Source organism: Sphingopyxis microcysteis (genome assembly GCF_012274265.1).
Classification (GTDB): domain Bacteria; phylum Pseudomonadota; class Alphaproteobacteria; order Sphingomonadales; family Sphingomonadaceae; genus Sphingopyxis; species Sphingopyxis microcysteis.
The window spans coordinates 160,700-174,546 of record NZ_JAANYY010000005.1 but is presented as its reverse complement, the minus strand read 5'-3'; the positions used below and the strand labels follow the sequence as shown (position 1 = coordinate 174,546).

The 13,847-nt window shown below is 67.3% G+C and carries 15 protein-coding genes and 1 tRNA gene; 7 read left to right on the top strand and 9 right to left on the bottom strand.

Going from position 1 to position 13,847, the window contains the following annotated elements; all coding sequences use genetic code 11:
- Window positions 1-22 precede the first annotated feature (22 nt).
- A complete protein-coding gene (gene metW / locus G9408_RS14695) occupies window positions 23-607 on the bottom strand; it encodes a methionine biosynthesis protein MetW (protein WP_168454711.1) in 585 nt (194 codons plus the stop codon).
- Window positions 607-1,728, bottom strand: a complete 1,122-nt coding sequence (gene metX, locus G9408_RS14690) for a homoserine O-acetyltransferase MetX (RefSeq protein ID WP_168454710.1) — start codon at window positions 1,726-1,728, stop codon at window positions 607-609. Before metX ends, metW begins: the two co-directional genes overlap by 1 nt.
- 79 nt (window positions 1,729-1,807) lie before the next feature.
- Between metX and hisC the strand changes: the two genes are divergently transcribed.
- Together hisC and G9408_RS14680 are read left to right on the top strand one after the other, a co-directional pair.
- Entirely contained in the window at window positions 1,808-2,923 is a 1,116-nt protein-coding gene (gene hisC / locus G9408_RS14685) for a histidinol-phosphate transaminase (protein ID WP_168454709.1), read from the top strand.
- Between the two features lie 3 nt (window positions 2,924-2,926).
- On the top strand, window positions 2,927-3,835 hold the full coding sequence (locus G9408_RS14680) for a prephenate/arogenate dehydrogenase family protein (protein ID WP_168454708.1): 909 nt from the start codon (window positions 2,927-2,929) through the stop codon (window positions 3,833-3,835).
- A gap of 146 nt (window positions 3,836-3,981) precedes the next feature.
- Here G9408_RS14680 and G9408_RS14675 read toward each other — a convergent pair whose 3' ends face one another.
- The 4 genes from G9408_RS14675 to ftsE are packed head-to-tail and all read right to left on the bottom strand — an operon-like array spanning window position 3,982 to window position 6,911.
- Window positions 3,982-4,713, bottom strand: a complete 732-nt coding sequence (locus G9408_RS14675) for a lysophospholipid acyltransferase family protein (RefSeq protein ID WP_168454707.1) — start codon at window positions 4,711-4,713, stop codon at window positions 3,982-3,984.
- A gap of 11 nt (window positions 4,714-4,724) precedes the next feature.
- A complete protein-coding gene (locus G9408_RS14670; RefSeq protein WP_168454706.1) occupies window positions 4,725-5,255 on the bottom strand; it encodes a YdcF family protein in 531 nt (176 codons plus the stop codon).
- A complete protein-coding gene (locus G9408_RS14665; protein WP_168454705.1) occupies window positions 5,252-6,169 on the bottom strand; it encodes a cell division protein FtsX in 918 nt (305 codons plus the stop codon). The genes G9408_RS14670 and G9408_RS14665 overlap by 4 nt, the downstream gene beginning before the upstream one ends.
- A gap of 10 nt (window positions 6,170-6,179) precedes the next feature.
- Window positions 6,180-6,911, bottom strand: coding sequence for a cell division ATP-binding protein FtsE (ftsE, locus tag G9408_RS14660; protein ID WP_120217632.1), 732 nt, complete (start codon window positions 6,909-6,911; stop codon window positions 6,180-6,182).
- A gap of 170 nt (window positions 6,912-7,081) precedes the next feature.
- Between ftsE and G9408_RS14655 the strand changes: the two genes are divergently transcribed.
- On the top strand, window positions 7,082-7,849 hold the full coding sequence (locus tag G9408_RS14655) for a zinc-ribbon domain-containing protein (protein ID WP_168454704.1): 768 nt from the start codon (window positions 7,082-7,084) through the stop codon (window positions 7,847-7,849).
- 33 nt (window positions 7,850-7,882) lie between these two features.
- On the opposite strand, the gene G9408_RS14650 is transcribed toward G9408_RS14655, so the two are convergent.
- On the bottom strand, window positions 7,883-8,917 hold the full coding sequence (locus tag G9408_RS14650; protein ID WP_168454935.1) for a YeiH family protein: 1,035 nt from the start codon (window positions 8,915-8,917) through the stop codon (window positions 7,883-7,885).
- A 133-nt stretch (window positions 8,918-9,050) separates the two neighbouring features.
- Here G9408_RS14650 and G9408_RS14645 point away from each other — a divergent pair.
- A tRNA-Arg gene (locus G9408_RS14645) sits at window positions 9,051-9,127 on the top strand.
- A gap of 40 nt (window positions 9,128-9,167) precedes the next feature.
- Here the strand turns inward: G9408_RS14645 and G9408_RS14640 are convergent.
- Window positions 9,168-9,455: a hypothetical protein gene (locus tag G9408_RS14640; RefSeq protein ID WP_168454703.1), complete on the bottom strand. Its 288-nt coding sequence runs from the start codon at window positions 9,453-9,455 to the stop codon at window positions 9,168-9,170.
- A complete protein-coding gene (locus tag G9408_RS14635) occupies window positions 9,452-10,504 on the bottom strand; it encodes a Leu/Phe/Val dehydrogenase (RefSeq protein ID WP_168454702.1) in 1,053 nt (350 codons plus the stop codon). The genes G9408_RS14640 and G9408_RS14635 overlap by 4 nt, the downstream gene beginning before the upstream one ends.
- A gap of 120 nt (window positions 10,505-10,624) precedes the next feature.
- On the opposite strand from G9408_RS14635, the gene G9408_RS14630 reads away from it, so the two are divergent.
- The 3 genes from G9408_RS14630 (at window position 10,625) to G9408_RS14620 (ending at window position 13,769) form a co-directional block, all read left to right on the top strand.
- Window positions 10,625-11,089, top strand: coding sequence for an Lrp/AsnC family transcriptional regulator (locus tag G9408_RS14630; RefSeq protein ID WP_137869604.1), 465 nt, complete (start codon window positions 10,625-10,627; stop codon window positions 11,087-11,089).
- Between the two features lie 86 nt (window positions 11,090-11,175).
- A complete protein-coding gene (locus G9408_RS14625) occupies window positions 11,176-12,372 on the top strand; it encodes a CoA transferase (RefSeq protein ID WP_168454701.1) in 1,197 nt (398 codons plus the stop codon).
- A gap of 167 nt (window positions 12,373-12,539) precedes the next feature.
- The gene (locus G9408_RS14620) at window positions 12,540-13,769 is read left to right on the top strand and encodes an acetyl-CoA C-acetyltransferase (protein WP_168454700.1); all 1,230 of its coding nucleotides are present in this window, start codon (window positions 12,540-12,542) and stop codon (window positions 13,767-13,769) included.
- Window positions 13,770-13,847: the final 78 nt, after the last annotated feature.

Below are 13,847 nucleotides of genomic sequence, written 5' to 3'. Positions count from 1 at the left end.
ATAGAAAAAGGCGGACCGCCATTTAGTGCGATACTAGAAAAATCGCATGTTCGGCGCGCCAGCTTGCCGCCGCATCGCTCGTCGGCCTGTCGCCCGACAAGTGCCACACGCGTTCGACCCGGATGCCTTTCGCGCGGACGAGATCGCGAAAATCGCTGACCGTGACATGGTGGATGTTCGGGGTTTCATACCAGGCGACGGGGAGCAGCCGCGTTACCGGCATCCGGCCGTTCCAGAGCAGCGCGAGCCGGACGCGCCAGTGCGCGAAATTGGGGAAGCTGACGAAGGCGCGGGGCGCGATGCGCAGCAGTTCGTCGACCACCCGGTCGGGGCGTTCGGTGGTTTGCAGCGTCTGCGACAGGATCGCATAGTCGAAAGCGTCATCGGGATAGTCGGCAAGGTCGCGGTTTGCATCGCCCTGCACCACCGACTGGCCGCGCGCGATCGCCGCGGTCACGTTTGCCGGGTCGATCTCGAGCCCGCGCGCATCGACGCCCTTGGCGCGCAGCGCCGCGATCAGCTCGCCATCGCCGCAACCCACGTCAAGGACGCGCGCGCCGGGCGGCACGGCGTCGGCGATGATCGCAAGATCGGGGCGGAGAGCCATCAGAACCCGGAACCCAGGGCGCCCGCAACCAGGCGGTCGAGCGCCGGGACGTCGAGCAAAAAGGAATCATGGCCGAAGGGCGCCGACAGCTCGACAAAGCTCGCCGCCGCACCGACGCTTTGCAGCGCCTGCACGATGCGGCGCGACTCCGAGGTCGGGTACAGCCAGTCGGTGTCGAAACTGACGAGGGTGAAACGCACGTCCTTTGCGCGGGCAAAGGCTCCGGCGAGCCGCCCGTCGTGCGGGTCGGCAAGGTCGAAATAATCCATCGCGCGGGTGATATAGAGATAGGCGTTGGCATCGAAACGGTCGGTGAAGGCCAGCCCCTGATGGCGGAGATAGGATTCGACCTGGAAATCGGCGTCGAAACCAAAGCTCTTGATGTCGCGCGCCTGCAGGCGGCGGCCGAATTTCTCGGTCAGCCCCTCCTCGGACAAATAGGTGATGTGCGCCGCCATGCGCGCGACCGCGAGCCCCTTGGTGGGCGCGCGCGTGCTGCCATAATATTGGCCGTCCTGCCAATCGGGGTCAGCCATGATCGCCTGCCGTCCGACTTCGTGGAACGCGATATTCTGCGCCGAATGGCGCGCCGCACTGGCGATGACGAGCGCCGAGCCGAGGCGCTGCGGATAGGTCGCCGCCCAGGCGAGCGCCTGCATCCCGCCCATCGACCCGCCGACGACGGCGTGAAGCCGCGCGATCCCCAGATGGTCGAGCAGCAGCGCCTGCGCGCGCACCATGTCGGTGATCGTGATAACCGGAAAGGCCATGCCCAGCGGCGCGCCGGTCGCGACGTCGGGGGTCGCAGGGCCGCTCGACCCCATGCAGCTACCGAGTACATTGGCGCAGATGACGTGAAAGCGGTCGGTGTCGATCGGCTTTCCGGGACCGACCATGCGCGCCCACCAGCCGGGCTTGCCGGTCGCCGGATGGTCGCTCGCGACATATTGGTCGCCGGTCAGCGCGTGGCAGATCAGCACCGCGTTCGACTTGTCGGCGTTGAGCGCGCCATAGCTTTGATAGGCGATCGTCGTCGCGGGCAGGCTCTGGCCGCTGTCGAGCGCGAGCGGCGCCGCGATCGTCACGCTCTGGTGCTGAATCTGGTGGAGCAGGCTCGCCATGATGGGCGCGGGGCTAAGCGGGTGCAGCCACCCTGTCAACGTACTGGACTCAGACGGCTGACGCGCTAAACGGCGCGGCATGACCGACACGACGCAAACCCTTGAGCCCAAGCCGTGGATCAGCGGCATCGCCCCCTATGTTCCCGGCAAATCGGCGGGAGCCGATGGTCGCCCGCTGATCAAGCTGAGCGCCAACGAAAATCCGCTCGGGACGGGTGCCAAGGCGCGCGCGGCCTTTGCGGCGGCGCAGGGCGCGGCCGACGCGCTGTCGCGCTACCCCGATCCGGGCTCGAACGAGCTGCGCGCCACGATCGCGGCGAAGTTCGGGCTCGATCCGGCGCGGATCATCTGCGGCAACGGGTCGGACGAGCTGCTGCATCTGGCGGCGGGCACCTATGCCGGCGCGGGCGACGAGATCCTGTATGTTCGCTACGGTTTCGCGGTTTACGAGATTGCGGCGCGGCGTGTCGGGGCGACCCCGGTCGAGGCCGATGACCGCGACTATGCGACCGACGTCGATGCGCTGCTCGCAGCAGTGACCGACAAGACGCGCGTCGTCTATCTCGCCAATCCGAACAATCCGACCGGCACGCTGGCGTCGCGCGACGAGGTTGCGCGCTTGTACGCGGGCCTGCCCAAGAATGTGCTGTTCGTCATCGACCAGGCCTATTCCGAATATCTGTCGGATGCCGAGGATGACGGCGGGCTCGAGCTCGCGAAGACGCAGCCCAATGTGTTTATCACCCGCACCTTTTCCAAGATCCACGGGCTCGCAGCCGAACGCATCGGCTGGGGCTATGCGGCGGCAGAGGTGATTTCGGCATTGCACCGCATCCGCCTGCCGTTCAACGTCACGCGCGCGGGGCAGGCGGCGGCGATCGCGGCGATCGGCGATGAGGAATTTGTGACTGCCAGCCGCGCGCATAACGCCAAATGGCGCGCCTGGCTGGCGCGGGAGATCGAGAGCCTGGGCAATCACGGGCTGCGCGTCGTGCCGTCGGCGTGCAATTTCCTGCTCGTGCTGTTCGAGGGCGATGTCAGCGCCGAGACGGTGTATAACCGGCTGATGGAGGCGGGCTATATCGTCCGCTGGCTGCCGGGGCAGGGATTGCCGCACGCGCTGCGCATGACCATCGGCACCGAGGACGAGACGCGCGGGCTCGCGGCGGCAATCCGCGCGGCGCTGAACGGCTGATCGATGGGGCGTCCGGTCGAGCGATTGGCGATCATCGGCCTGGGCCTGATAGGATCGTCGATTGCCCGCGCGATCAAGGCGCGGCTGCCGGGCGTCAGCGTGACGGGCTATGACGCCGACGCCGACGTGCGCGACGTCGCGCAGCAACTCGCACTGTGCGACATCATCGCCGACCGCGCCGACGCGGCGGTCGCGGGCGCCGATCTTGTCATCTTGGCGGTGCCGGTTGGCGGCATGGCCGCCGCGGCGCGCGCGATCGCACCCGGTTTGGCGGTGGATACAATCATCTCCGACGTCGGATCGTCGAAGGCGAGTGTGGCCGAAGCGCTGGCGCATGCCTTGCCCGGGCATATCGTCATCCCCGCGCATCCGGTTGCCGGCACCGAAAACAGCGGTCCCGCCGCGGGCTTTGCCAGCCTGTTCGAGGGGCGCTGGTGCATCATCACCCCGCGTGCGGGCGCGCCCGAGGATGCAGTGGCTGCGCTCACGACCTTCTGGGAAGCGCTGGGGGCCAAGGTAGACGTCATGGACGCCGCGCACCACGACATGGTGCTCGCGGTAACCAGCCACCTGCCGCACCTCATTGCCTATACGATCGTCGGGACCGCAAGCGAGCTGGAGGAGGTCACCGAAAGCGAGGTGATCAAATATTCGGCCGGCGGTTTCCGCGACTTCACGCGCATCGCGGCGAGCGACCCGGTGATGTGGCGCGACGTGTTTCTGGCGAACAAGGACGCGGTGCTGGCGACGCTCCAGCGGTTCAACGAAGATCTGACGGTGCTGCAACAGGCGATCCGCCGCGGCGACGCCGCCAAGCTGGAAGACTGGTTCACGCGCACCCGCGCGATCCGCCGGTCGATCATCGAACAGGGGCAGGATGACGCAGCGCCCGATTTCGGGCGGAAGCACTAAACCACACGCCCAACCTCCGTTCGTATCGAGCGAAGTCGAGATACGCTCGCCCTGCCGACGTCTTCACGTGTCTCGACTTCGGCCTGCGGCCGAAGTTTATCCTGAGCGCCTGCCAAGGCAGTCGAAGGGCTCGACACGAACGGGAATTAGGGGACTTTATAGCCTTCGAGCAACGCCTCGGGCGGGTTCAGCGCATTGATCGCGCGCCAGACGCGCTCCTCGGCCTCCTCGCGCGGCAGTCCCGCCGGAATCGTCTCACCGACCTTGTAGGTGATCGTCCCGGGCCATTTGACCCAGCGGCGCGGGGGATAGGCGATGCCGCTGTTCACCGCGACCGGGATCACCGGCACGCCGAGCAGGCGGTAGATGCCGGCAAATCCCGAGCGGAGCGGCGGCGCCAGCCCGTGCGGAATCCGCGTACCCTCGGCGAACAGCACCAGCGGGCGATCCTTGGCCAGCGCGGCCTTGGCGGCATTCAGCATCGCGCGCATCGCCTTGCCGCCGCCGTCGCGGTCGACCGGGATCAGGCCATAGAAGCGCGCCGCCTGCCCCCAGACCGGGATGTTGAACAGCTGTTCCTTGGCAAAGACGGCCGGATGCTTGAATAGCCCGGGCTGCTCGATCGTCTCGAATGCCCCCTCATGCTTGAAGACATAGAGCGCCGGAATGTCGGGCATCTCGCCCTCGACGATGATTTTCTGGCCTAGCACGAAGCGGCAGATCAGCCGGTGGAACTGCGCCCAGACGCGCACGAACCAGATCGTCGCACGGTGCGAGATCGGCAGCGAAATTACGGCGCCGATCGAGCTGAAACTGCTCATCAGGACGAACAGGATCCAGAACAGGATCGATCGAAACAGGGCAAAGATGTAACGCATCGGCCTTGCGCTTACAGACCGAGCAGGCCGCCCGCCAGCCCCGCGAGATATTTGTGATATTCGCGAAACAGCGTGGCGAAATTGGGCTCGCTGCGCACTGCGTCGGGCAGGATCGTCACCTTGTCGCCAACCGCGCGGGCGATCTCATATTCGGCGCGGCGCATATGCCAGTCGGTGGTCACCAGCCGCACGCTTTTATAGTTGCGCCGCGCAACCCAGGTCGCGACCTCGGTCGCGTTCGAACGCGTATCCTCGGCCTCGAACCCTAGCGCGATGCAGCAATCGAACAAGGCCTGCGGGCGTTTATATTCCGCCGCCAGCTCGCGCGGTTTCACCTCGCGCGCGACGCCGCTGATCAGCAGCCGCTTGGCGTCGCCTGCCTCGAGCCGTTCGAGCGCCCGGTCGATGCGCCCCGGCCCACCGGTGAGCACGACGATGGCGTCGGTTTTTTGCGGCGCGGCGGGCAGCGGCGGCAGCAGCGCAAACCATGCAAAGCCGAGCACCCAAGCCAGAAACAGAAGGGAAAGCAGGCGCTTGATCATAATATCTTCTTGAGCGCGGCGAGCAACGTCTGGCGCGCCGTCAGGGCTGCGAGCGCGATAGCCAATAGCGGCAGCGCCAGCAAGAGCGCCCAGCCGCCCGGACCCAGCGACGCGGTCGCCGCCAGCCCCGAGGTGACCCCCGCCCATTGCCAGCCGATCAGGAGCAACAGCGCCGCGGCGACCGCAGTGCCCAGCGCGATGCCATAGGCGGTGTCGATCGCGATCCGCCGCTGGAACAGCCGGGTGATCTGGCGGTCGGTGGCGCCGATCAGGTGGAGCATCTCGATCGTCGCGAAATGGGTGCCGAGCGCCGCACGCGCAGTCATGATCACCACCGCGGCGCTGGCGAGCGTCATCAATATGACGAGCGCGCCGGCGATCCATGCGAGCGAACCGATCAGCTGGGCGACCGGCCCCAGCCATTCGGCATGCGGAATGATCCGCGCGCCGGGGGCTTCGGCGGCGACCAATGCGCGCAGCTCCTGCATGTGGCGGCGACGGTTTTCGCCGACAAAATCGATATCGACGAGCGCCGGAAGCGGCAGCGAATTCAGCACCGGATCGTCGCCCCCTTCGCCGTTTGTTTCGCTGCCGAACCATTGCCCGAGCGTCGCCTGCAGCTCCTCGCGATCGACCGCGCGCGCCGACAGGACAAAGGGCTGGGCGGCGGCGGCGCGGCGCAGCGCCGCGGCCTGTTCGGCGCGGGTCACCGGGTTGGGGGTGACGATCTGCACCGTGACCCGTCCGGCGATGGCGCTGCCGATCGCGTTCGCCGATCGCGCCAGCCCGACACCGGCGGCCGCAGCGAGCAGGGTCAGCATCATCAGGATCGCGATCACCCACGGGGTCGGGCCCGACAGGCGGCGATCGGGAAGCAGGCGGCGGTGCTGGACGGGAACGCGCGGGATGATCATGGGCGGCCCGTCATGCCCGGTTCGCCGGCGGATAGCGCAGCGCGCCGGTGGGGTCGGCGAGGCGGCCCTTTTCGAGCCGCATCATCTGGGCATTTTCGATGCGGCTGATCAGGTGAATGTCGTGCGTGGCGACCACGACGGTGGTCCCGAGGCGATTCAGCGCCTCGAACAATCCCAACAGGCGCGTCGCCATTTCGGGATCGACGTTCCCCGTCGGTTCGTCGGCGACCAGCAATTGCGGGCGCGCGATCACCGCGCGCGCGATCGCGACGCGCTGTTGCTCGCCGCCCGACAGTGTCGCGGGGTGGGCCTCGGCGCGGTCGCCGAGGCCGATCCAGCTGAGCATTTCGCCGACCGGCCCGGACAGATCGTCTTCGCCGACCCCCGCGATCCGCAGCGGCAGCGCGATATTGTCGCGCGCCGACAGATGCGGGATCAGGCGGAAATCCTGGAACACCACCCCGATCCGGCGGCGAAAGCCGGGCAGGCGCTGGCGCGGCATGCTCACCAGATCTTCGCCGAACAGCCGGACGATGCCGCGGCTTGGTCGCTGTGCGAGGTAGAGCATTTTGAGCAGCGAGGTCTTGCCCGCGCCTGAGGCGCCGGTCAGGAAATAGAAGCTGCCCGGTTGCAGGTTGAAGCTGATGTCGCTCAGCACTTCGGCATCGGGGCCATAACGCAGGCCCACCCCGTCGAATTCGACCATCGCGCCACCGGGGCGCGGAGCGGCTGCGTCGGTCATGGCGTCACGCGCACGCGGTTCGGCGCGGGAAGCGTGGGACATAATCGGGGCGCGGTGGCGCTCATGCCCCGCCTGTTACACGGCAATAGTGTCAGGTAAAGCGGGGAGTGGGCGACCTGCGGCGACGCGGCACTTGCAACACCGCGAATCAGCGTGTTTAGAAGGGGACCATGATCCTCGCCTGCCCGTCCTGCCGCACCCGTTATGTCGTACCCGATACCGCGATCGGGCCGACCGGGCGCACCGTGCGCTGCGCAAGCTGCCGTCACAGCTGGTTTCAGGAGCCCGCGACGATCGATCCGACCGTTTCGGCGACTGTCGCCGAGCCGGTTGCGGCTCCGGCAAGCGAGCCCGCACCTGCACCTGCACCCGCTCCTTCTTTTCCCGAACGTCCGGTCCCGGTCGCCGAACCCGCGCCGCCGCCGCCCGAAGCCTTTGCCGCCGACCCGGCGCCGCGGGCGGCGCCCCCGGTCGTTGACGAAGCGCCGCTGCCCTTCCGCCGCCCGCGGCGCAATCCGGCGAAGCGCTGGACGCTGATCGCGGCGAGCGCCGCCGTGCTGATGATCGCCGCAACCGCTGGACTCACATATTTCGGCCTGCCCAGCTGGGCGCAAGGCTTAGGGCTGCCCGGTATGGCTGCCGAACCCGATCTGGTGATCGAGCTGCCGCCCAACCAGGACCATCGCGAGCTCGCCGACGGAACGATCTATTTCGCCGCATCGGGGGTGATCATCAATCCGACCGACCGCGAACAGCGGGTGCCGCCGATCCTCGCCGAACTGCGCGATGCGCAGGGGACGATCGTCTATAGCTGGACGATCAAGCCGCCGGTGCGGATGCTGCCGCCCAACGAAAAGGTCAATTTCAGCGAAGCAAAGCTCGACATCCCGCGCCGCGCGACACAGCTGACCGTCAGCTGGGCATTGCCGAAAAGCTAAATCCTTCCAGAGGTATGGCGTGACGTCGCGGCGTCACAGGCTCAATGCACCACCCAGCGACAACAGGAAACTGGTCACCGTCGCGACGATGATCGGTGCAAAGCTCCGCCATCCCTGATCGAGCAGCAGGTGCAGCCGCGCCTTCATCGCGGTGGCGACGATTGCGAGCAGGAGGAGTGCCTGCGCGCTGGTCGCCGCGCCATCTTGAACGGATGCGGGGATTTCCACGAGCGAATTGAGCGCGGCGATCGCTAGAAAACCGACGATGAACCAGGGCAGACGTAGCGGGATCTTGCGCGCGCCATCGCCTTCGTCGCGGCGTCCCAGCCACAGCGCCACCAGCATCAGCATCGGCGCGAGCAGCGCGACGCGGGTCAGCTTGACGATCGTCGCGACCTCGCCCGCGGCGGCTGAGAAGGAAAAGCCGCCGCCGATCGCTTGCGCGACGTCATGGATTGACGCCCCGATCAGGAACCCCGCCTGCGCGTCGGTCAGTTGCAACTCGGCGGCGAGCACCGGATAGAGCGTCATCGCGAAGGCGCTGGCGACGGTGATCCCGACCAGGGTCAGCGTGAACCGCGCCTGGTCGACGCGCTTGTCACCGATCAGCGACCAGAGTGCGAGCGCCGCCGATGCGCCGCAGATTGCGGTGGCGCCGCCCGCCAGCAGCGCCGCGTGGCGATCCTGCGCGAACAGCCGCGCGGTCGCGACGGTGACCACGATCACCGCGAGCATGATCAACACCAGCAGCGCGAAGGGCAGCGGCCCTAGTTCGGCGAGCTGATCGGCGGTGATCCGCGCCCCGACGAGCACGATCCCGATGCGAAGCGCGGTCTGCGACATCAAATCGAGCCCCGCGTGCGTCCGCCGGTCCTGCGACAGAAAACTCATCGCGAGGCCGATCAGCAGCCCCATCAGCACGAGCGGCGCCGCATAATGGTCGGCGAGCCAGGCGGCGGCGAGCGCCGCGATCGCGGTGACGAGCACCCCCGGCAGATAGTCGCGCCAGCGCCGCCGGGCCGGCGGATGCGCCTCGAGCTGCATTTCGCCATACAGGTCGGCGGCCATCGGCCAGCTTCGTTCGGATGATGCGTTCACGCCGCGGTCCCCATGCCCATGGCGCCGCTTTGCACATTGCCGCGCCGCGGTCGATAGGCCATTGCTGCCGGGCCGCGCTCTTGCTAGAGGCCGCGCTCTATTGGCACCCGTAGCTCAGCTGGATAGAGCGCTGCCCTCCGAAGGCAGAGGCCAGGGGTTCGAATCCCTTCGGGTGCGCCATTTCCCCAACTTCCTACGATTCCGCCTTCGGCGCGGCTCATCATGCCGCGGCGGCGGTCGGTGTGGCTGCTGCGCCGCAGCTGTCCTTGGGGGTTTCCGCAACGTCGCAGCGCGCGCTGGCGACCAGCACTGCTTCGTGCAGTTTTGCGGTAACGATCGCGGCGGTGGCCGGGTCGAGATCGTCGAACCCGACCTCGATCTGGAACAAGCCGTCGCACAGACGTGCCGCCAATATGGCGGGAATCAGCGACCGCTGCGCGAACACGCCGATGATGCGCGGCAGCGTTTGCGGATCGGGATAGGCGACGATCCGGAACTGCCGCTTCACGCCGCGATCCGGCCCGCCGAAGCGATCAGCCGCTCGGCGGTTTCGTCGGCAACGGTCGCGGGCGACAGGCCGCGGCGCGAAGCTTCTTCCAGGATGGCGGCGACGCGCGGGCCGATCTGCGCGACCCGGCTCGCGACGCTGGCGGCGCTTTCGCCCAGATATTCCGCCGAAACGCTGATGATCCCGCCCGCGTTGGCGACATAGTCGGGCACATAGGTGATGCCGCGGTCGCGTAGCAGGCCCGCGACTTCGGGGGTCGCGAGCTGGTTGTTGGCGCCGCCGCACACCAGCTTCGCCTTCATCGCCGCGACAGCCGGTTCGTCGAGGACGCCGCCCAGCGCGCAGGGCGCGAAGATATCGGCCTCGACCGCCGCGATCGCATCGGCGCCGACGACGCGCGCGCCGAGGATCGTGGCGAGCCGGTCGCGGCGGCCGGGCGCGACATCGGCGATGACCAGCCGTGCCCCGGCATCGGCGAGGCGGCGGCACAGCTCTGCGCCGACATTGCCGGTCCCCTGCACCGCGACGGTCAGCCCCCTGAGGTCCGCGCCGAGCGCAAAGGCGGCGCCCGCCTCGATCGCCCCGAACACACCCGCGGCGGTCCACGGCGACGGATCGCCGCCCGCCGCGGCGCCGACCGCGGCCAGCCCCGCGACATGGCGTGTCTCGCGGGCTACGTCCTGCATGTCGGCGACGGTCGTGCCGACATCTTCGGCGGTGACATAACGTCCGCCCAGCGCCTCGACCGCGCGGCCAAAGGCGGCGAACAGCGCGGCGCGGTCGAACGGGCCGTCGGGGCGGCGGAGCACCGCCTTGGCGCCGCCAAAGGGCAGCCCGGCCATCGCATTCTTGTAACTCATCCCCTCGGCGAGCCGGAAGGCGTCGGTGAACGCCCGGTCCAGGTCGGGATAATGCCACAGGCGGCAGCCCCCGGCGCCCGGCCCCAATGTCGTCGAATGGACGACGATGACGCCATCGAGCCCGGCGCTCCGGTCCTCCAGACGGACGGTTTCGACGGCGGGCAAGCGCCCCGAAAATTGCACAACCATGATAGTCTCCTGCTCTGCGCCTGTTATCGCAGACCGGAGCAGGTCAATCTTGCTCGATATTTCGAGTTTTTGGCGTTATGACGGTCAAAGCTTCTCAAAATTGAGAAAATTGAGGTTGAAATGACCGATCTTGATCCCTTCGAGAAGAATATCATCCGCGAGCTGCAGCGCGATGCCAGCCTGACCACCGCCGAGCTTGCCGAGCGCGTCGGGCTGTCGCCGTCGCCCTGCTGGCGCCGCATCGACCGGCTCGAACGCGACGGCTATATCAAGGGGCGGGTCGCGGTCGTCGACCGGCGCAAGGTCGGGCTGCACGCGCATATTTTTGCGCAGGTCAAGCTCAACGCGCACGGCCGCGCCAACCTCGACGAGTTCAGCAACGCGATCGCGGCCTTTCCCGAAGTGCTCGGCGCCTATGTGCTGATGGGCAATATGGACTTCATGCTGCGCATCGTCGCGCGGGACATCGATGCCTATGAGGCGTTCTTCTTCGACAAATTGAGCAAGCTGCCCGGAGTGCAGGAAATCAATTCGACCGTGGCGCTGTCCGAAATTAAATCGACGAACGAGCTGCCGATCCTTTGAGCCCGACCCGTTTGACTCGCGCGCGCGGCTGCGCCAGATGCCCGGTCGTGCCGATGTCGGCGCCGCGCGAGAGGGAATAGGAGCGGATGTACGACCTGCTGAACGGCCTGTCGGTGATCGAAGCCTCGTCCTTCGTCGCCTCGCCGACCGCCGGGCTCTATTGCGCGCAGATGGGGGCCGAGGTGATCCGCGTCGACCAGATTGGCGGCGGTCCCGATTTTCGCCGCTGGCCGGTGACCGACGGCAATGACTCGCTCTATTGGGAAAATCTCAACCGCGCCAAAAAATCGGTCGCGCTCGATCTCGGGCGAGGCGAGGGGCGCGAGTTGTTGCAGGCGCTGGTGCGCGCGACGGGCCAGTTCATCACCAATTTCCCGGTCGGGGGCTTTCTGGCGCACGAAGTGCTGGCGGCGGAACGGCCTGACCTGATCACCGTCCGCGTCATGGGCTGGGCCGACGGGTCGCCCGCGCTCGACTATACGGTGAACAACAGCGTCGGCTATCCGATGCTCACCGGCACCGGCCCCGAACCGGTCAACCATGTGCTGCCTGCATGGGATCTGCTCAGCGGCGCTTATGCCGCCTTTGCGCTGCTTGCCGCGATCCAGCGGCGGACTGTTACGGGCAAGGGTGGAGAAGTGCGGGTACCGCTGTCCGATGTCGCGATCGGCACCGTCGCCAATCTCGGCGGGGTCGCCGAGGTGCTGTACAGCGGCGCCAACCGTCCGCGGCTTGGCAACGCGGTCTATGGCCTGTTCGGGCGCGATTTCGTCACCGCCGACGGCCAGCGGACGATGATCGTCGTCGTGACGCCGCGCCAATGGACCAATCTGGTCGCCGCGCTGGGGCTGGGCGATGCGATTGCCGCGGTCGAGGCGGCGCGCGGGGTGTCCTTTGCGACCGACGACGGCGTCCGCTTCACCCATCGCGACGCGCTCTATCCGCTGTTCGAGCGCGCGATCGCAAGCCGCAACCATGCCGATCTCGCCGCCGCTTTCGACGCGGGCGGGATCGTTCATTCGCCCTATCGCACGATGCTCGATGCCGTGCAGGATCCGACGCTGGTCGCGGACAATCCGATCTTCGGGCAAGCCGACAACCCCAGCGGTTTTGGCTATCCCGCCGCGGGCGCCTTTGCGACCTTGCCGCACGATGCGCGCCAGCCGCCGCGCCCGGCGCCGCGCAACGGGCAGCATAGCGAGGAAATTCTGGCCGACCGCCTGTCGCTGCCGTCGGGCGAGATTGCCCGGCTGATCGATGCTGGTATCGTCGGGGTGGCCTGAGATGGATTCAATCCTTTTCTGTTCCCCCGCGAAGGCGGGGGTCCATCACCGACCCTCTCGTCACTCGGCGACCGTTGGCGATGACGGCACCGATCGGACGATGGACCCCCGCCTTCGCGGGGGAACAGCGAAATTATTTGATCCGACAAGCAAATCTGGAGAATGACATGACCCTGCGCCGCGCCGCCATCGTTGCCCCGATCCGTACCGCCGTCGGCAAATTCGGCGGCGCGCTCGCCAGCCTTGATGCCGGGCAGCTTGGCGCGGTGGTGCTCAAGGCGCTGGTCGAGCGGACGAAGATCGATCCGGCGCGGGTCGACGATGTCGTGTTCTCGCAAGGCTATGGCAATGGCGAGGCGCCGAGCATCGGCCATTGGTCGTGGCTCGCCGCGGGCCTGCCGCTCGAAGTGCCCGGCTATCAGCTCGACCGCCGCTGCGGATCGGGGCTGCAGGCAATCGCCAACGCCGCGATGATGGTCCAGACCGGCATGTCCGACGTCGTCGTTGCGGGCGGGGTCGAATCGATGTCGAACGTCGAACATTACAGCATCGATGTGCGCAAGGGCGTGCGCGCCGGCAATCTGGTGTTGCACGACCGGCTGACCCGCGGACGGTTGATGTCGCAGCCGATCGAGCGTTTCGGGGTGATCAGCGGGATGATCGAGACGGCCGAAAATCTGGCGAAGGATTATGGCATCACGCGCGAGGCCGCCGACGCCTATGCGGTGCAGAGCCATCAGCGCGCCGCGGCGGCATGGGCGAAGGGCCTGTTCGACGACGAGCTGGTCCCGGTCGCGGTGCCGCAGCGCAAGGGCGATCCGGTGATCTTTGCGCATGACGAGGGCTATCGCGCCGATGCGACGCTTGAATCCTTGGGTGCGTTGCGCGCGATCGAGGCAAAGACGATCCCCGGCGCGGTGGTAACCGCGGGCAATGCCAGCCAGCAGAATGACGCCGCGGCCGCATGTCTCGTCGTCGCCGAGGACAAGCTCGATGAACTCGGGCTTGAACCGATCGCCTGGTTCCACAGCTGGGCGGCGGCGGGCTGCGACCCCAGCCGGATGGGGATCGGTCCGGTACCGGCGGTGGAGCGCCTGTTTGCACGCACCGGGCTGGGGTGGAGCGACATTGACCTCGTGGAATTGAACGAAGCGTTCGCGCCGCAGGTGCTCGCAGTGCTGAAAGGCTGGGGATGGTCGGGCGACGACAGCCGCAACGAGATCCTCAACGTCAACGGCTCGGGCATTTCACTTGGCCACCCGATCGGCGCGACTGGTGGGCGCATCCTGGCGAATTTGACGCGCGAGCTGGTGCGCCGCGACGGGCGTTACGGGCTGGAGACGATGTGCATCGGCGGCGGGCAGGGCATCGCCGCGATCTTCGAGCGCGCGGTTTGAGCAGCGCATCACCAAGCGCCAGCCGGTCAAATTGAACCAGACCCTTCCTCCTCGTCACCCCGGACTTGATCCGGGGTC